At 45.3% G+C, this 17159-nt stretch carries 30 protein-coding genes; 27 read left to right on the plus strand and 3 right to left on the minus strand.

Going from position 1 to position 17159, the window contains the following annotated elements; genetic code table 11:
- Positions 1-11: 11 nt before the first annotated feature.
- From K7P76_RS29930 to K7P76_RS29945, 4 genes are all read left to right on the plus strand, one after another.
- Positions 12-638: an MBL fold metallo-hydrolase gene (locus K7P76_RS29930; RefSeq protein WP_232189769.1), complete on the plus strand. Its 627-nt coding sequence runs from the start codon at positions 12-14 to the stop codon at positions 636-638.
- Positions 639-822: 184 nt separating this feature from the next.
- Positions 823-1530, plus strand: a complete 708-nt coding sequence (locus K7P76_RS29935; protein WP_232189770.1) for an SAF domain-containing protein — start codon at positions 823-825, stop codon at positions 1528-1530.
- Positions 1530-2366 carry a CpaE/TadZ family protein gene (locus tag K7P76_RS29940; protein WP_232189771.1) on the plus strand — a complete coding sequence of 279 codons (837 nt, stop codon included), beginning with the start codon at positions 1530-1532 and terminating at the stop codon, positions 2364-2366. The genes K7P76_RS29935 and K7P76_RS29940 overlap by 1 nt, the downstream gene beginning before the upstream one ends.
- A complete protein-coding gene (locus tag K7P76_RS29945) occupies positions 2363-3580 on the plus strand; it encodes an ATPase, T2SS/T4P/T4SS family (protein ID WP_232189772.1) in 1218 nt (405 codons plus the stop codon). The genes K7P76_RS29940 and K7P76_RS29945 overlap by 4 nt, the downstream gene beginning before the upstream one ends.
- Here the strand turns inward: K7P76_RS29945 and K7P76_RS29950 are convergent.
- The 3 genes from K7P76_RS29950 to K7P76_RS29960 form a co-directional block, all read right to left on the minus strand.
- Positions 3561-4787, minus strand: coding sequence for a tyrosine-type recombinase/integrase (locus K7P76_RS29950; RefSeq protein WP_232189773.1), 1227 nt, complete (start codon positions 4785-4787; stop codon positions 3561-3563). The two genes, K7P76_RS29945 and K7P76_RS29950, sit on opposite strands and share 20 nt — an antisense overlap.
- A gap of 84 nt (positions 4788-4871) precedes the next feature.
- Positions 4872-5291, minus strand: a complete 420-nt coding sequence (locus tag K7P76_RS29955; RefSeq protein WP_232189774.1) for an ImmA/IrrE family metallo-endopeptidase — start codon at positions 5289-5291, stop codon at positions 4872-4874.
- A 15-nt stretch (positions 5292-5306) separates the two neighbouring features.
- Entirely contained in the window at positions 5307-5717 is a 411-nt protein-coding gene (locus K7P76_RS29960; protein ID WP_232189775.1) for a helix-turn-helix domain-containing protein, read from the minus strand.
- Positions 5718-5948: 231 nt separating this feature from the next.
- Here K7P76_RS29960 and K7P76_RS29965 point away from each other — a divergent pair, with 231 nt between their 5' ends.
- From K7P76_RS29965 to K7P76_RS30070, 23 genes are all read left to right on the plus strand, one after another.
- On the plus strand, positions 5949-6176 hold the full coding sequence (locus K7P76_RS29965; RefSeq protein ID WP_232189776.1) for a helix-turn-helix domain-containing protein: 228 nt from the start codon (positions 5949-5951) through the stop codon (positions 6174-6176).
- A gap of 48 nt (positions 6177-6224) precedes the next feature.
- The gene (locus K7P76_RS29970) at positions 6225-6443 is read left to right on the plus strand and encodes a helix-turn-helix domain-containing protein (protein ID WP_232189777.1); all 219 of its coding nucleotides are present in this window, start codon (positions 6225-6227) and stop codon (positions 6441-6443) included.
- Between the two features lie 274 nt (positions 6444-6717).
- Positions 6718-7575, plus strand: a complete 858-nt coding sequence (locus K7P76_RS29975; RefSeq protein WP_232189778.1) for an ORF6N domain-containing protein — start codon at positions 6718-6720, stop codon at positions 7573-7575.
- A complete protein-coding gene (locus tag K7P76_RS29980) occupies positions 7572-8267 on the plus strand; it encodes a hypothetical protein (protein WP_232189779.1) in 696 nt (231 codons plus the stop codon). Before K7P76_RS29975 ends, K7P76_RS29980 begins: the two co-directional genes overlap by 4 nt.
- Positions 8264-8497: a hypothetical protein gene (locus K7P76_RS29985; protein ID WP_232189780.1), complete on the plus strand. Its 234-nt coding sequence runs from the start codon at positions 8264-8266 to the stop codon at positions 8495-8497. Before K7P76_RS29980 ends, K7P76_RS29985 begins: the two co-directional genes overlap by 4 nt.
- Complete coding sequence (locus K7P76_RS29990; RefSeq protein WP_232189781.1) at positions 8494-8634, plus strand: hypothetical protein; 141 nt, start codon at positions 8494-8496, stop codon at positions 8632-8634. Before K7P76_RS29985 ends, K7P76_RS29990 begins: the two co-directional genes overlap by 4 nt.
- Positions 8635-8708: 74 nt before the next feature.
- Entirely contained in the window at positions 8709-8900 is a 192-nt protein-coding gene (locus K7P76_RS29995) for a hypothetical protein (protein WP_232189782.1), read from the plus strand.
- A 1-nt stretch (position 8901) separates the two neighbouring features.
- Positions 8902-9096: a hypothetical protein gene (locus K7P76_RS30000; RefSeq protein ID WP_232189783.1), complete on the plus strand. Its 195-nt coding sequence runs from the start codon at positions 8902-8904 to the stop codon at positions 9094-9096.
- Between the two features lie 131 nt (positions 9097-9227).
- Positions 9228-9494: a hypothetical protein gene (locus K7P76_RS30005; protein ID WP_232189784.1), complete on the plus strand. Its 267-nt coding sequence runs from the start codon at positions 9228-9230 to the stop codon at positions 9492-9494.
- Positions 9494-9775 (plus strand): hypothetical protein, encoded by a 282-nt coding sequence (locus tag K7P76_RS30010; protein ID WP_232189785.1) that lies wholly within the window; start codon positions 9494-9496, stop codon positions 9773-9775. Before K7P76_RS30005 ends, K7P76_RS30010 begins: the two co-directional genes overlap by 1 nt.
- Positions 9776-10103: 328 nt before the next feature.
- Entirely contained in the window at positions 10104-10910 is an 807-nt protein-coding gene (locus K7P76_RS30015) for a Replication protein O (protein ID WP_232189786.1), read from the plus strand.
- A 4-nt stretch (positions 10911-10914) separates the two neighbouring features.
- Positions 10915-11193, plus strand: a complete 279-nt coding sequence (locus K7P76_RS33870; protein ID WP_490166411.1) for a replicative helicase loader/inhibitor — start codon at positions 10915-10917, stop codon at positions 11191-11193.
- The gene (locus K7P76_RS30020) at positions 11183-12478 is read left to right on the plus strand and encodes a replicative DNA helicase (protein WP_232189787.1); all 1296 of its coding nucleotides are present in this window, start codon (positions 11183-11185) and stop codon (positions 12476-12478) included. Before K7P76_RS33870 ends, K7P76_RS30020 begins: the two co-directional genes overlap by 11 nt.
- Positions 12475-12828, plus strand: coding sequence for a hypothetical protein (locus K7P76_RS30025; RefSeq protein ID WP_232189788.1), 354 nt, complete (start codon positions 12475-12477; stop codon positions 12826-12828). The genes K7P76_RS30020 and K7P76_RS30025 overlap by 4 nt, the downstream gene beginning before the upstream one ends.
- A gap of 16 nt (positions 12829-12844) precedes the next feature.
- The gene (locus K7P76_RS30030) at positions 12845-13384 is read left to right on the plus strand and encodes a hypothetical protein (RefSeq protein ID WP_232189789.1); all 540 of its coding nucleotides are present in this window, start codon (positions 12845-12847) and stop codon (positions 13382-13384) included.
- A 24-nt stretch (positions 13385-13408) separates the two neighbouring features.
- Positions 13409-13825 (plus strand): hypothetical protein, encoded by a 417-nt coding sequence (locus tag K7P76_RS30035; RefSeq protein ID WP_232189790.1) that lies wholly within the window; start codon positions 13409-13411, stop codon positions 13823-13825.
- A gap of 80 nt (positions 13826-13905) precedes the next feature.
- The gene (locus K7P76_RS30040; RefSeq protein ID WP_232189791.1) at positions 13906-14208 is read left to right on the plus strand and encodes a hypothetical protein; all 303 of its coding nucleotides are present in this window, start codon (positions 13906-13908) and stop codon (positions 14206-14208) included.
- Position 14209: 1 nt separating this feature from the next.
- On the plus strand, positions 14210-14422 hold the full coding sequence (locus K7P76_RS30045; RefSeq protein WP_232189792.1) for a hypothetical protein: 213 nt from the start codon (positions 14210-14212) through the stop codon (positions 14420-14422).
- On the plus strand, positions 14423-14575 hold the full coding sequence (locus K7P76_RS30050; RefSeq protein ID WP_232189793.1) for a hypothetical protein: 153 nt from the start codon (positions 14423-14425) through the stop codon (positions 14573-14575).
- Positions 14576-14587: 12 nt separating this feature from the next.
- Positions 14588-15085, plus strand: coding sequence for a sigma factor-like helix-turn-helix DNA-binding protein (locus tag K7P76_RS30055; RefSeq protein WP_232189794.1), 498 nt, complete (start codon positions 14588-14590; stop codon positions 15083-15085).
- Positions 15057-15566, plus strand: a complete 510-nt coding sequence (locus K7P76_RS30060) for a sigma factor-like helix-turn-helix DNA-binding protein (protein WP_232189795.1) — start codon at positions 15057-15059, stop codon at positions 15564-15566. The genes K7P76_RS30055 and K7P76_RS30060 overlap by 29 nt, the downstream gene beginning before the upstream one ends.
- A gap of 135 nt (positions 15567-15701) precedes the next feature.
- Positions 15702-16313: a hypothetical protein gene (locus K7P76_RS30065; protein WP_232189796.1), complete on the plus strand. Its 612-nt coding sequence runs from the start codon at positions 15702-15704 to the stop codon at positions 16311-16313.
- Between the two features lie 56 nt (positions 16314-16369).
- Positions 16370-16978 (plus strand): tyrosine-type recombinase/integrase, encoded by a 609-nt coding sequence (locus K7P76_RS30070; RefSeq protein ID WP_232189797.1) that lies wholly within the window; start codon positions 16370-16372, stop codon positions 16976-16978.
- Positions 16979-17159 lie beyond the last annotated feature (181 nt).

The raw sequence follows: 17159 nt of genomic DNA on the forward strand, positions 1-17159 counted from the left end.
TCGAATAGACGATGCTGACTTTTCAGAGATTTTCGTTAGGGGCTCTTCAGACGAATGCTTACGTGGTCGTGAACACGGAACGGACGCATGCCATTGTCATCGATCCGGGAACTGCCGATGGAGCGCTTATGCGCAAGCTTGACGGGCTAAAGGTTGAAGCCATATTGCTTACTCACGCTCATTTCGACCATATCGGCGGAGTGGATGCTTTACGCAACAAGTATGGCTGCCCCGTTTATCTTCATGCACTGGAGAAAGACTGGCTAACCGATGCCGGGAAAAACGGTTCCAACCGCTGGGCGGACGTTACGCCGCCGATCACGACGGCCTTGCCGGACCATCATTTCGAGGATGGGCAAGCGCTGGAGTTCATTGGAGAAACGTTTCATGTGAAGCACACGCCGGGTCATTCTCCGGGAAGCGTCAGCCTTCTGGTCGGCGACCTTCTATTTGCCGGGGATGCGTTATTTCATCGATCAGTAGGTCGGACGGATTTACCTGGCGGCAATCAGGATCAGTTATTCCGTTCTATTCGCGAGAAGCTTTACGTTCTCCCGGAATCCGTACTCGTGCTGCCCGGACATGGACCGGAAACGACCATCGGAGATGAACGGCGCGAGAACCCTTTTGTTAGATAAAAGGCAAGTTTTGCGGTAAATTGTAAAAAAAAGTATTTACAGACGTATTTGGATTTGATATAGTGATCGTTGTCAAGCCCATACAGGCTAATGTTTATAAGATTTGACTGCGAAGAACGCAGGCGATGGAGGGAAACCTCTTGCGCCTGCGTTTTTTATTTTCCGGAGAGATGAGGGTGGATCGATGAATCGGCGTAGACAGGCCGTAATCAGTTTATCGGCTGCGGTAATATCAGGGATACTCGTGTATGGCGTCTACTTGCTTCAATTAAGGCAAATTAAATTGCAAGAGACGGTAGAAGTTGTTGTCCCCAAGCAATTTATCGCGACGGGGACCCAACTCGGTGCCGAGCATCTGAAGATCATTCCCTTGCCGCGCGCGGCAGTGTTGCCGGAGATGATGACGGATATGGCGGAAGCGATCGGACTGGAAACCTCGGTGCCGCTTGGTAGCGGAGAGCCGTTGTTAAGGTGGAAGGTCGATAAATATCGCCTACTGCCCGGCAGCGGACAATCCACTTTCCAAATTCCGAGGGAATATGTGAAGTCGGTTTCCAGCGGCATTCGAGCAGGGGATGAGGTCACGGTTTATTTGTCGGATGAGACGACCGCTTCGCGCAAGCTGTATCCCGATCCGATCAGGGTTGCTGGCGTCAAGACGGCGGCAAACTTGGAGATCGATAATCCGAAAAATCCGAATGTGCTCTCCATGGCTAACGATGACAAAGAAGGAATGTACGCTTCCAGACGGGATGCCAACGGCACGATCGACTCCATCAATTTGAATTTGACGGAAGCGCAATGGCTTACAATGGATTCCGCTTGCAAAGGCGGAACCGCGAAGCTGATTATTGCCTTCCAAGCTTCTTCTATTAAGGAGGATGAACAATAATGTCGGGAAGATTAGCGGCATTCGCAGGCTCTACGCCGAATATCGGAACCTCTTTGACGGCTTTCGGTACGGCTTATCGCATAGCTGCGCAGACAGGCAGGAAGGTCGGTTATTTATGTCTCAATTTGAAAAGCGCCAAAACCCACTTGTACCTCGGGGTGGACAAGCCTGACGTTACATTGGACGGAGTGCGCCCCGAGCTTCGGGCGGGTACGCTGACCGGGGATAAATTGCGCCAATACTCATTCCGTTCTCCTAAGCTCGGCGGACTGCACGTCTTATTCGGCAATATGGCCAGAGAGCAGGCCGAATATTACGAGCCGGAGGACATGCAGCAATTACTTGCTGCGTCCCGAGAGGCGTTCGATCTAACGATCGCCGACGTGAGCGCTTATTGGGACAATGCGGCTACCGTTTGCGCAATGAGGGAAGCCGATGACCGGTTTCTTGTCACCACCGACAGTTTGAGTCACTTCCAAGAGGACATCCATCGTTGGACCGGTCAAGTCGGGTCGCAATTCGGGATGTTGCCGGAGCAGTTTCAATTGGTGCTGCTGCATAATAATAATCGATCGACGGGAGGGTTTCGGATGAAGGAGATTCGCAAGGAAGCCGGGTGTACCGATTATACGGAATTGCGCTTAACCGAAAGCGTTCATTTGCAGCTGGATAGCGGCAGGTTGGACGAGTGGCTGGCTTCTGAGGAAAGAAATGCGGCAGCTTTCGATGCGGTTGCGAATCCCTTGCTCGCGAAGATGAATTGGTCGCAAAGGCTGCAGAAGACGGATCGGCCTTGGCTGCGTCGCTTGATGGTGCACAGGCGGAGGGGGGGATGAGCGCTGAAGTTACGGGCAAACGGTTTTCTTCTACTGCCTATGCAGCGAACTTGCAAAACTTATCCGTCAAGGCAGCGGCAACTACCGGCGATAAGCCCGATGGATTGAATAACCTGCAGGCTTATGCGGAAGAAGTTCGCCATATGCTTGCGGCTCCCCGCGGTTGGAGCGAAGAGGAACGCCGGCGTTATGCCGAGAAGCTGAACCGGGCGGTCATCGGCTTTCCGCAGGAGCGGGCTGAGATGCTTGCCGTCATCTCCGATTGGATCATTAAGAAACGGCTTCAGCACCTTTCCTTCGGAGGCCTACCTTATGCTACTTTAGCCGAGGCTTTGTTCGCGGAAGTCATCGGAATGAACGTACTGGAGCTTGTTCTGCGAAATCGCGAAGGCTTGGAGGAGGTTCAAGTGGTCGGTACCCGGATATTCGAAGTGCGGGACGGAAGAGCCGTAGCTTCGCCTTATCGGTTTCAGGAGCTTAGCCATGTTGAACGGATCCAGCAAAACCTGGTGCTGTTCAACAATGATAGGATCAACCCGCGCAAAAGATGGGCGGAGGTGCTCCTGTTGGACGGTTCGCGGGTCACCTTGACCGGTTTTGGATTTACCGCTCAGCCTACGATGACCATTCGTTTGTACACAGTGAAACGGTTTAATTTAGAAACGTTATGCATGCCGAAGTATCAAACGATTGATGATCGCGTTCGCGAGCTTCTGCTGGTCATCGTGCGAAGCCGATTTAACATGGTCGTGATCGGAGCGACGAATACCGGTAAAACACACCTGATCAAAGCTTTAATATCGGCGATGCCCGATGAAGAGAGGATCGTGACGATCGAAAGCCGTTACGAGCTCATGTTGGCCCGGGATTTCCCCGACAAGAACGTCGTGGAGTACGAATCCGATGAGGATGATCCCATACATGGCCCGCGCCAGGCGTTTAAGCTTGCGCTTCGCCAATCGCCTCAGCGGATTTGCCATGCGGAAATAAGGGATGAAGATGCGAACATCTACGTACGCGCATGCACTCGCGGGCATGAGGGGAGTATCACATCGGTTCATGCCAACGGCTTGGAGGATGTGCCGGATACGATAACGGATATGTGTATGATGTCAGTAATGCCTTGTTACATCAATGATTTCACGGCTTTCCCCCACATTCCCCCCACACTCGATTCGGTACGATACTTCGATTTCATATTAAGTCCTCCATGAGTTCATCCAAACGATCGACAGCTTCTCGTTTCTTCGGTTCTGTTATGTGAAGATAAACCCTGCGAGTAACAGCATCATTTTGGTGTCCTAGCAAACGCTGGATGGCCGGTAATTCGACGCCGGCTTCTGCCATGAGGCTTGTATAGGTGTGCCTCAAGGAATGCGGAGAGAGTACAGGAGAGAGCCCAGCGCGTTCAAGTATGATTTTCATGTCCCTGTTCAATTCCCTCGGGGATAACGGCGTTCCAGGGAACTGTTTATGGTTTATGAATACAAACTCTGCTTTCTTGTAATAGTTTTGTAATTCGGAAAATTTATACTCCTTTCGCCAAGCTGCTTGCGAGCTGAATGCTTTGAGGGCAATCTTTCCGATATCAACCTTACGCCTCGAACTTTTTGTTTTAGGAGTCCCAAGTTTAAAATTTTCAACAGCACCTCTGAGGTGTAACGTCTTTGTAATACTAACCTTCTTGTTTACTTCGTCGATATCTGACGTTTTCAAGGCACACAGTTCTCCGATCCGAAGGCCGGTATAAGCCAGGACAGTTAATGCATGGTATATCTGAGGGTCCTCGAATGCTTTGGCCGTCCGAAGGAAATGAGCGAGTTGTCCCTTTTCCATGAACTCAGGTAATTCTTCTTCATTTTCGAGTTCTTCAACTGTTTGTTGAAAGCCGGGCATTTTTGCTCCGAAAGTGATGTCCTCAGAGATGATTTTCATCTGGACGGCTTCGCGAAACATCATACTCATTGCTTCGTGAATCATTCGGATTGTTTTCTGAGTATATCCCGGCTTCTTGCGGTTTGAATTTTTCACTTGTTTCATGGTCTTTAGATCATAAAGGAATGTCTGGTATTGAAGGTTGGTAATATCTTTTAACTTCATTCCGGTAAAATACCTTTTTGCTGGCTTTAGATTATCCCGTCGAACTTTTACCGTAGAATCTTTTACTATTCCGGTTGCTGCATAGGATTCAATCCATATGTCAGCCCATTCAGATAATAGATTTTCCTTTTCCTCAATGTAGGTTCCCAGCAGCAATTTCGCTTTTATTCGGATACCTTCATCTTCGGCTTCTTTCAGGGTATCGTAGCCGATTGTTTCCTTTTGCTTGCGACGTAGCTTGCCGTTCACTTCTGCAGGTATGCTGTAGCGGAAGTAGAACTTACCATCGCGCTCACGGATGTTTTTAACCTTCTTCGCCATTTAGTTTTCACCTCCTTCCAATGGGAATGTATGTTCGGTTAATGGATATAGGAAACCGCCTTGTGGCGGGATGCCCCAAGCTTGTCAGGAGTAAAAGTTGTACATTTCTTCCGGAATGCCACATCGACTGAGGAATGATCCAACAGACTCGCCGATATCTGGCTGTTCGTGGCCGATTAGTAGATAAATTGCAAACCGATTAGTTTGACGTTCTATTCGATCGACCGAGAATAATGTATTGCGACGAAGGAACGGTGTGTTGAGCTTCGGGTGCAGAATTCTGTGGCCGAGCTCATGAGCGATTGTAAAGCGTGTTTCGAATTCACCTAACTTATTATTGACGTGGATGATGGGTATCCGATTCATGCAGGAAAAATACCCCCACGTGTTATGCCCAAGAACCTCATAAAGAACTGTGATGTTTTTCTGAGCTGCTATCGTTAGAGGATCATTGGTTTTGTATGCCTTAAGTAGGCGTTGAACTTCTAAACGAACAAAGCCCATCCCGTGTCCTCCAAGCTAATTACGATATTTGTTAGGGGTGAATTTCTTTTTAGCCATTTGTCTGGACAAACGTAAAGAGTTCTCAAGAGAAATCCGAAGTAGTTCACGTTCTTCTTCATCCATCGGTTCTCCATGAAATGAAAGAGCTACATCGCTTTCTAACTCACTCATCATGGACTCTAATTTTGTCGCTATATCACGTTCTTCTCTTGGGGATAGCATTTGTTCATTCCCTTCATCTAGTAGTTCATGAACACGGATTTGTAAGGCGTCAGCTATTGTTTTTAAAGTGTCGACGCTTGGATTATACCGGTCCGCTTCTAAATCAGCCAAATATGAACGGGAGAGCGTAGCCTTTTCGGCTAACTCGTGTTGAGTAAGCTTTCTTTGTTTGCGATACATTTTAACATTCTTTCCTATAGACATTGCGGCTTTCCCTCCGATTGTCGGATAAACCGACTTATTGATTCGATTATATTTGTATTATGTCGGCTTTACAAGTTCTTAAATGACGGAAATACAAGTATTATTAAGCATAAAGTCGTGAATACAAGATATAATGCCATCTTTGCACCTAAATGCTTGAAAATGGTCTATTTTGCTAATTTACAAAAATGTCGTGATTACTGTACATTTTAAGTGCTGGAGGTGATAAGAGTGATTGATAAAAAAGCATTGGGTGCAGTTATCAAAGGCAAGAGAAAAGCTATGAAAAAAAGACAGAACGAAGTTTCATCAGAAACAAAATTGTCTCGTAATTATATTTCTGATATTGAAAATGGTCGATATGCGCCCAGTATTGATGCTTTATCGAGATTGGGTGTCTGTTTGGAACTTGATTTAAATATGCTTAAAATGACGGAAATACAAGTTGCGGACAAATAATAGAAACGGATTGAACAATAATTTCTTGATAGAAAAGAGGTATCTTCAATGACAACATACGAATTACGGGACAACCTTTCCGTCCCAGAGGCTGCGGCATACCTCAACATGGGGGAAACCAAACTTAAGGCTGTGGTAAAGACGGGGGAACTTAAAAGCTACAAGAATGGTAGATTGCGGAGAATCAAACGGGAGTGGCTGCTAGAGTACGAAGCGAGATTGATTACCTCTTCCAATGAGCGTGAGCGGGAACAGGTAGCCCAATAGGAAAAGTCATTTTCAATAATACAAGAACGATAGCGTAATCGCGAGGATTTGTAAGAACGTACTTATCCACAACTGGAAGTTATCACCGAACTTGGCGGACTACACGGACAAGGAAATCTTAAATGGACATTTTGTAACGAAATGTATCACGATGATACAGAAGATTTTCCAGTAAGAAAAAAGCAAAATCGCTATTTTTGAGAATTGCTAATTTCAACCAAATTGGATTACTTTCATAAGGCAGTAAGGACAAGCCTATAAGGAAGGTGAGCGAGTGGACAAGCCAACAATTAACGGCAAGGTCATTATTTCAGGAATCGAGGTTCCGAATATTGCCGGAGGATTTGGTAGGGACAGGAAATCGATACTGGCGAAGACTGTTTCAGACATTCACCGTAAGGATCTAAAGCATGTGAATGAAGCTGTTAACAATAATCGCGATCGCTTCAAAAATGGTATCGATTTGATGGATGTTAAAGGTACTTCATTTGCGGTCGATTTGGTCGACAGCGGAATATTGACGCAGAATGCTTTAAACGCTGCGAACAATGTATATCTTTTATCGGAACGAGGATACGCCAAAATACTAAAAATTTTCGATGATGACATGGCATGGGATAAATACGAAGAGATCCTTGATGGTTATTTCCGAGCAAAGGAATCAGCGAACATTGACGACTTGAGTCCGATCCTCCAATTCATGATCAAAACCGAACTCGCGCAAAAAGAATTAAAAAAAGAGGTTGCGGTGTTAAACAGTGGTTTCAACGTTTTAACCGAGAATCTAACGGCGATCCCGGATGCTTCCAAAGTTAAAGACATGGTTGCTGATTTAGCTAGATGGGCACATATCGAACATGACCAAGCTTATAACAAGATATATGACATCCTGCTTGATCAATACGGGATTGATGTTCGGCGACGAGTGAAAAATGAACGTCAACGCATCAATGAAGAGCGCATAGCCAAGACTGGGAAACCTTTCGCTGAAAGCACTTTGAAGGGAAAGGCAACGGGGATTGATGTAATGGTTCGGATGGGAGTGCTAGACAAGTTCCATTCGATACTAGTCGGATTGATGGCAAAGGCGAAGCGAGACAATACCCAAATACAAAGGAGAAATGATCAATGAAATTCGAACCCCAAGTACCAGGTGTAACTAAAATGCTAGATTCAAATTCTGGTGAAATCGTCCATCTTTTCGAAGTCATGCAAAAGTACGGCGTGAAATGCAGCATGGAATTTAAGCAAGACGCTTCTTTGGATCCGCTATGTGGAATAACTTTGCAATCTGTTGATCTTATTGAATACTTCGAGCGTCAAGGCGGCCCTGATGCTGTGGTTGTCGAACTGGGTGATTTAAGTTTGGGTTTTGATCTCGGCATACACTCATTCTATAAAGAGATTTCCGACTGTCAAATTCTTATTTGTATCGCAAGTGATCATTATTCCGCTTGGTTCAATAGCGACGTGATTTCTCCCGAAGGAATTGATGAAGCCAAGAACTACAAGGAAATTCATTATGGTTTGGACCCGAAAAACATTCCCTCGGATATCGAGCTTACGCCTCAAGAAGCTGCCCTTATCACTTTCATTCGCTCTATCGAATTTGAAGATGTTCTTGACGCCACGTTTGGAATTGAGCATTCGATAGAAAAAGCTAAAAATATGAGCCATGAATTGCATTCGGAAGGAAGACATTACAACGCAAGAGGATTCGAAGAGCGGGCAGAAATATTGGAAAAGCTATCCGAACTGCTTGGGGATGCTAACGCCGATTATCGTGCCCACATTAACCCTGACATTGAGGATACAAAGCAATGATAATACAACGCTTATTTAACCACCGCACAGTTACTAACGCCTATGATTCTCCTGACGGTCAGCGACTTGAACAGATTATGAAGGAGCACATAAAACTGGCTAAAAGTCTTATCCTTTCTCCGGGTGGCTACAGTGCCGGTGAAAAGGATTTGTTGAAGGAACGGATTGAGGAACTCCGGACGGAGAGGGAAGCCATTCTATCAAAATATGAGGAGGTAGTTACAAAGTGAAAGCAAACGAAGCTTTGGAACTCGCAAGCGACTTGAAGGATATCGTCGTCGATTATATCGCGTTCGTTGAGCAAAAGGGCTTGAGTGAAGAATTTGAGGAATGGTACAAAAATCGTCCGGGTGCGACTAAGGAATAATATTTGAATAATTTTTATCCAGTTTGACAAGAAATTCTCCCTATTCGGGATATAAGTGAGGAGGCTCGTTTCCAATGAGAGATTTATCAGGAGTTGGGTTTGCTTCAGACATGAAAAACCGCTTAATTCAAACAGCATCAACGCTTTCATCCGATCAGTTTTTTACACGCGAAAAAGCTGTTGAGGAAATAATGGAAGTTGTCGAAATGCTTTGCGAATTGGAAGAGGCGGAGCTTCGCAAATATAAAAAAGGAGGCGAGTTGTAAAATGACTGGGGAAATCTTAAAGCTTTACACGGTAGCCGAGGAAAAAGCTGCAATCATCAAGGTGGCTTTTGACTTAACGTCTGGAGAATCTTCACCCGAAGAAGCGGCAGTTGAACTATTAAAGATTGCCAAGGGTATGCACCAGGAAGAAACCGTCCTTATCGATAACGCCATAAAAAAATCATCCATCGCATAAACCTTTGGCCGGGCCGCGAGGATGATCATCTGATTCAAGCCGTAAAGGCTCTCTTATGCGAGTATTCTACATAATTTCAGTCATTAGCACAAGAGAGACTTTGCGGACACTAAACGCGAAGGGGAACTTACATGCGAAATAATTCAATTTCAAAAATATTTGAAAGAGCTATCACGTCTGCATTTGACCATCATCTTGAATCGTCTGCACCAACGACAACGCCGCTTCAAATCAGCGTTACTGATTCAGAAGCTGAATTCATTAAATCCCTAACTCCTGAGCAAAAAAAGGCGTACAGCGCCCTTTCCTCAGATATGACGGAACATGAGACACGGAATTCGGAGCATTATTACCGCCTCGGCTTCCTTGACGGGCTGAACGCTTGGAGGGGTGTCTGATGTCTCTTTTGACCAAGGGAATGAATGCAGTTATGGACGATGTCGCGAAAAAAGTAGATTTGGATCCTAGAGTTATAGATGCGGATAAAGAGCTGAATGCCACGCTTTCCATACTTGAAAAAGTATTGGGTTATGAACTATATGTACCTGTGGAAGAAGCTATTAATGCCGCTAGATCAGCCGATACATCGGCAGCATTTCGCCTTGGTATTACTGAGGGCCTTCGTCTCGCGAACGATGTGAGGGCGCTTCTTGGGCCTACAGGTGGTGGGGAGGTATGAGGGAACTTAACAGACCTAAAGGGTTCTATTCCGACCTAAACAAGCACTTTGGCAAGCGTGAATTTAAGCGCCGTACACTATATATGGAACATTGGTTAACGCATCTTTTCGATTCTCAAAAAGATATTCGATTTTATGTTCGTTGGAGGAACCATGAAGAAATCCAGAATGCGTGGCACTTCATCGGGGCAACCGACAAGTCAGAATATGAAGATCATACACTCATTCGCTTCCTGGATTGCCCAAAAACACGATCAGATAAGGCAATTCTCCAATCAAGAATGTCGGGGCTTAAACATTTAAGTGAGATTCGATAGGCGGTGGAGACATGTCTAAAGGGTGGATAAAACTTCATCGTCAAATAATGGATCATCCCTTTTATTCGGAATCTCGTGTATTCAGCAGACATGAAGCGTGGGAGTATCTGCTATTAAATGCCAATCATTCGGACAATAAAGTATTGATCGATGGGCAGTTAATCGATGTTGAAAGAGGGAGTTTTATAACCTCAATTCGCAAATTACAAGAGCGTTGGAAGTGGAGTAATACGAAAGTTTGCCGATTTTTGGATGTACTCGAAAGCGAAGGTATGGCAACAAGAAAAAACGACAGCAAAAAGACGCTCATAACCATTGATAAATATGGGTTTTATCAAGGTGAAGAAGATGAAGAAACGACGGAGAAACGACACGAAAACGACGGAGAAACGACACAGAAACATACAAACAAGAATGTAAAGAATTTAAAGAATGTAAAGAATGATAAAGATAGTAAAGATATATCCGCCGAAATTTTCAATTTCCGCTCTATCTACTCTCCTGAACTTTTAGAAATCATAGATTCATATTTGGAATTCATTCGCGAAACGAGAAAAGGAAAGCAAATAGCGGATACGATCGTTCACAAAATCATGCTTTATTTCAGCAAGTATTCTTCCGCTCAAGTGGAATATGCCATTAGGACGCATATGAACAACGAGAGCAAACGAAGCGCCAAAGAGGAATACACATTCGGGATCGTTCGGAAAACGTCGGAACTTGAAGCGCAACAAAAACTTCTAACTGGAATGACTAGGAAGATATCAACGAATCAGTTCGATAGTGAAGCATTTCTAGCGAATCTCAAGGAGGAATGAGACTTTGACAGAAAAGGAAGCAGGAATGTTACTTGTGACGATTCGGGATTGTGTACCGAATTATCAACCCTCACCAACAGCCCCTAAGACATGGCGGCGGATTCTTGGAAGCATGACATATTTGGAAGCTGAGAAGCACCTTGATGAACATTTCAAGGAAAGCCGGTTTGCTCCAACGCCTCACGACATAATCAGCCGATCTCGAGCGGCATTCGATCCCGATAGTATTATTCCACTTGAGCCCCCGGCAGACATGAGGGGGGGATTACCGCATGAGCGTTGATTATGAATCGGAATTGTACGTACTGGCCGGGATGATCTTATCCGAAGCCCTATTGCAAGAAGGTTTGGGAAGGCTCAGCGAAAAACATTTCCAAGACGGAGATTATCGCGAAATATTCAATACGATCGATCTCCAATCTAAACAAGGCAGGCCAGATTTTACAACGGTTTATAAGGAGTTGCGAAACAAGATTGACATTGCCAAGTTGAACGGGCTACAAACGACTACTATCTCCGAATCAACGTTCCCTTTCTGGATAAAAAAGCTCCATGAGACGTTTGTCCGAAGAACCTACAAGATAGCTGCACGGGAGATTTGGAATATTTGCGATACCGATAGGCCGTTGAAAGAAATCACTGAAATCGTCGAGCAAAAAATCATGAAGGCTCATACCCAAGAGGGAACGGACCGGATTGTCACGCCGCAAGAATCAGGACAAAAAGCCGCTGAAGAATTTGAGCGCCGTCAAGCAAGCGATAAACGAATTCACGGCATCCAATTATCACGAGAGATTGCAACAGGCAGCGTCCCATCGATTGACGGGTTTCCAGGGCTCGATCAAATGTTTAGGGGATTAAGGGGCGGTGATCTTATTGTTGCCGCAGCCAGGACCGGGGATGGGAAAACGGCACTCGCTCAGAACCTAGTTCGCCATGCAAGCATCCATCAGCAATACAAGACTTATTATCAAAATACCGAGATGAATGAGAACGAGATCGTTTTTAGATTTGTTGCAGCAATGTCCGGAATAAGCTTCGAGGGAATAGACGGCGGTGGTTTAAGCTCATGGGATAGAGGGTCTGCGCGAAGATATTTCGATCTATTTTGTGAGTCACGAATCTATATTTCCACGCTGCCGATCCTCACACCGGAACGTAGCCGAGGACTTGCGAGACAGTTCAAGATGAAATACGGAAACCTTGACCTTCTCGTTATTGACTACATCGGTCGTATGGAGTTAGAGAACAGCAAGGGCAAGCAGGAATGGCAAGTTCTACGGGACATTGCTAAAGAGGGCAAGCGCCTTGCACAGGAGCTTGATACAGCGGTGCTTCTCATCAGCCAAATGACCGAAGAAGGTAAGCTTCAAGGGGCCAGAGCGATAGCAAACGAGTGCGACGGTGTATTGTACCTTGAACCACTGGAAGGTGAGGAATACAACGAAGCGCCCCGAGGAACGACACATAAATTGACCTCTGCCAAAGCGCGGCGTGGCGAGAAAAACAAGAAACTTTGGATAAGCTTTAACAAAGACAAAATGTACATGACTGAGATCATCCGATGAGAGAGCTTAAGCAAAAGTATAAAGCCCTAGTGCTGCAGGCTTGCAGATTCGCGGTAACGGGTGGAGCAATGTCATTGGCCTATGAAGACTTCTTGATAGATAACATCGATCGGATGGTTGATAGGCTTTCTGAGGACCAACTAGCTCACCTGTTACGGAACGGTAAGGTGTTGGTCGGTGAAATTGATTCTAATGAGGCGTATGACGGTATATTCGAATCCATTACCGCTGCTGAAACCTGCTTGCAATCTCCCAATTTGACTCAGTTAGAACGGGAATCATTAAACAAGTACGTAAAAACACTCCGGGAGCTGGCAGAAGAATTTAAGGCACATGAATGGGATTTATAAAGCAGGAGGGAAAACGATGCCGGCCAAATACCAAGATACTCTTAATCGGATTGCTGTGGGTGAGGAACAACTAAACAAGTTACAGCCAGAAGATCCGAAGCGGACCAAAATTGAGAAGAACTTGGACAAGCTCCGGGCGGATTTGGCCGCATTGAAACCTGAATCCACTCCTGATTCACAAACAACACCCGGACTGACACAGTTAGAACCGCCATTTATCGAAGTAGATCCACGTCCAGAACTTCAACAGGACACAGAGCAATGGACAACTCTTTTGAAGCTGGCTTTTATGAAAAGCGAAGAATTGTGCGGCGTATTGAATGGCATTCGTTGTGGCGGCACACGATTGAAAGTCGGCAGGACATCAAACGGAAATCGTTGGACGCTCAAACCCGACATTGATTCGTCCGGGCGGCTGTCATGGGCGTCACAGGCTGACTATGAAGAGGCGCGGGACAAATATTTAATGCCGCATATGGCCGCTGTCACGGAATTACTCAAGGAGCTGGCAGGGCGTTACGAACCTATTGAAAGAGAAATACAACAAGAAATGTGAATCTAAAGTGAGGGAGCGAGGGGCATGAGTAAGGACTTTCATTTTGATCCGGAAACGGCTGCAGATAATATTCTCTTCATCTTTGAGGCTGTGATTAAGAGATTTGAACAGAACGATTTAGCGGTAAGCCGTTATGATAGCGAGCGCGGGGACTTGGACCATATGATTGAACTAACCTCCTATAATGCTGCGGAAGGCTATCAACTAGTTAAGAATGTCAGAGAAAATAGGCGAGCTCGTCGGATATGCAAGGACGAGAACCTTGTCTTGAAGCCTATATATGATTTTATCCGTTCGAATAACGACAAATTGCTTAAGGACATGAAGGTGATCGCGAGGGAAACAGAAAAGAAGGCGAGCTACCGGGACAATCAGAAATACCACCCGCGAACCGCGATTATTTCAGTGGATGATTTCAATAAAAAGCGGGTGAAGCTATGATTCTTACAAAAGTAGAATCAACAGTAATTGAACTCATTCGTCTCAAGATGACTCAACAACAAATGGCAGTTAAAGCCGGAATGAGTAAGCGAACAATAGGTAAAATCATCGGCAGGCTGGTAGAGAAATCAGCAATAATACGGCCAGTACCAGGTAAACCGGGATACGATATTTTATTGGACTATTACGAAATATTGGATGACACTGCCGGGACGCTGAAGGATAAAGACGGGATGATGAAGGTCATTATTCCAGACGGGTACGAGGACTACATCCGGTTACATTATGACCGCATACCCCGGAAAGAACTGGCGCGTCGGCTTAATTTAGACAAGTTCACGCTTAATATGATGCTCTTGCAGCTAGGTATGGGAGGGTTATAGGATGCATCGAGTTGTAATCTACTTGAAGTCGGGAAACGTCGTTGAGATCGAAACAAATGAGTTTGAATATCGAAAGGGCATTACCGGAAAGCTTGAAGAAATCAGTTGGATGAACCATGAAGGAAAAAAAACTTTGAATTATATCGATGTCGATCAAATCGAAGCCATTACCGGAATGGAACTAAATGACGATCCAGAGGCGGGAGGTCTATAGATGCAAGTGGACAAGCAGCAAATCGTTGAACACTTGCAAACTTGTATTGAGATCGAGAGCAAGAAGGACGATGAACGAACGGCCAAGGTACTCGGAAACTTGCGGCAAGAGATATTGGATGGATCATTCGACTACGGCGGGACTAGAGATTAGGGGGCGGGGCGCTTGCAGGACTTAATAGAAAGTTATAAACGGACACGTAGAGGTTTGCGGGCGCTCCGCACACTTAGCACGATCACGGCGGACAGGGAAACCATTCAGGAAATGATCCATAACTGTTCATGGACTATAGATTACATGAAAGACGGACATTTTAAGAAACCGCGTCGGCCGATCGAACGACGATCAATGTGGCAACGAATCATCCTCATGGAGCCGAAGATACTGAATGGACTATTTCGGGAGAATATGTACGATTCCGTGGAGCAGGGACCATCCAACGAGCAAACCGCGCTATTGAACGAAATCATGAGTTTACTCTCCAGACGGGAAAGGGAATGCTTTATTGCGGTATACGGGGAAGGATTCTCATTTGCTGGAGCGGCCGATACGATCGGAGTCGCAAAAACAACGGTATCAACATGCATTTCAAGGGCCAAGAAAAAGATAGCTGAATGGAAGCGGGGGATGCGGGATGGGGAAGAACAACAAATTGATCTATGAAGCTTCGCCCGCAAGCTATCGACAAGCATATAGGACGCTCAGAGCGCTTAGAACGCTGAGTACAGATGAAGGGGAGCGCGAGAGCCTTACGGACTCAATAACTGACGTTAACCTTGCTCTTAACTGGTTATCTACCGGCAGACGGCCGGGAAGCAAACGGGGAATTGAACGCCGGTATCGAAAGGTACTTTGGGATCCGAAATGGATTGAAGCCTACAACTCCAAAAATGCTGGTTATACGATCGAACGAGATACAACCATTAAAGGGCTTTCCGATAATGATAGGCTTCGGATTGATGAGGTGATGCGCGATCTTTCGGATAGGGAAAGACAGTGCTTTATAATGCATCACGTCGATCTTATGACTTTCGAAGAAATAGGAATGGAACTGCATATCGGACGGAGCAGCGTGCAGACATTTATTGAGAGAGCTCGTGAAAAAATAGAGCAGGGCAAGAAGTTTAATAATTTTTTATTCTAAATTGAAATTCTTGTCGTGCAAAGCGCCTATATAGTAAGAGGTATTATTTTACTTGATCGGGCAGTGAATAAGAAAAATTTTTCCAAATGTAGTATAATAACTACTGGAAGCTATTCATTGTTGGGAGAGATTGCCTTGGTCAAATTCACTATTGATGCTGTGCAAATTATTATGACGACACATCGATTGCAAGAAGATAATACCTTCAAGAAAGTTGAAGAAGGGGCCGACCATATCGCAAATGGAGATAAAGTGTTCGATGATTATTTCCAGGCTGATACGTGGAAGAAGCGTCATCCAGTTGTTGAATTTGACGGAATTACGATTGAGAACACCGGCGGAAATCGAATGGGGGACCACTATTTGGATATCCGTCAGCACAGAACGGCAAAACCAGCAAATTGTTATTTCACAAAAGAAGAAGTGGAAACAGTTTTACGCAGAGGTAACGACGAGGTTAGCAATTCCCTAGTCGTTGACTATAACGGAGTTGTGCACTTAATCCCAGCAGGAAATAGCCGCGAAGGGTACGCAGTACGAGTCGAAACTTTCCAAGCGGGTAACGGCTACGTGGGAAGCAGAAGCAGACTTAATCACCTAGAAAATACCTATAAAGTCCTGTTGGAGGGCTGGCTAGACCATCTAGAAACAGGTGACGGCGAATATCGAGATTATTCGGATGGTCAAAATACTGTCGAAGAGCTTCAACAAAAGGCAGTACAACTGATAAACGATTTTAAGTTTTAAGCACCTTCGGGTGCTTTTTTTTTGTCTAATACTACATACCAGGTGGTGAATAAGTCATGAGCACGGTTCAGCCGATAAGAGACAAGGAAGTGGTTGCGGAAATCGCTAGTACACTTCGATTCACTAGCGAGAGGAATTACATATTCTTCTGTATGGGCGTCTATAGCGGCCTCCGTGTCTCTGACTTGCTCACACTTCAAGTTTCGGCGGTACGCAATCAGACGCATATATCTTTGATTGAACATAAGACAAGAAACACCCGTAAGAAGGTAAAAAAGAAAAAGTTTATCATTCATCCAGACCTCTACGATGACCTTCAAAGGTACATAGAAGGCATGGAGGATGACGAATTCCTTTTCGCGAGTCGCCAGAAGAAAACGAAGTCCGGCGAACGTGGACAACCTTTCAATCGAGCGACAGCTTATCGGATGTTAAACAAGATTGCCAAACCATTCGGACTCAAGGAGATCGGCTGCCACACACTCAGGAAGACGTGGGGTTACCAACTATTAACGAACGCCGAACCGGACCAAGCGCCGTATGTCTTAGCGTTACTAATGGAAATGTTCGGACACAGCGATCCGATGTACACTTTTCGTTATTTAGGGCTTACACAAGATGCGATGGACACCGCAATTCGACGGTTGAGTTATACAAAATCTTAACATTGTCGCACTCAAAATAAGAATCACTGAAAAGCCTTGATTCTATTGAAAAAGTTCATTTTTACGAGTGAAACAGTTTATATGATATGATGCACTCAATTTACAGGATTTAGGTTAATTAAGGCGGTAGAATGCGCTCTGAAAAAGAGGCAAAAAAGAAGGCGCTTTACTCGACTAAAGC

It is taken from the genome of Cohnella silvisoli, assembly GCF_021190915.1.
Classification (GTDB): domain Bacteria; phylum Bacillota; class Bacilli; order Paenibacillales; family Paenibacillaceae; genus Cohnella; species Cohnella silvisoli.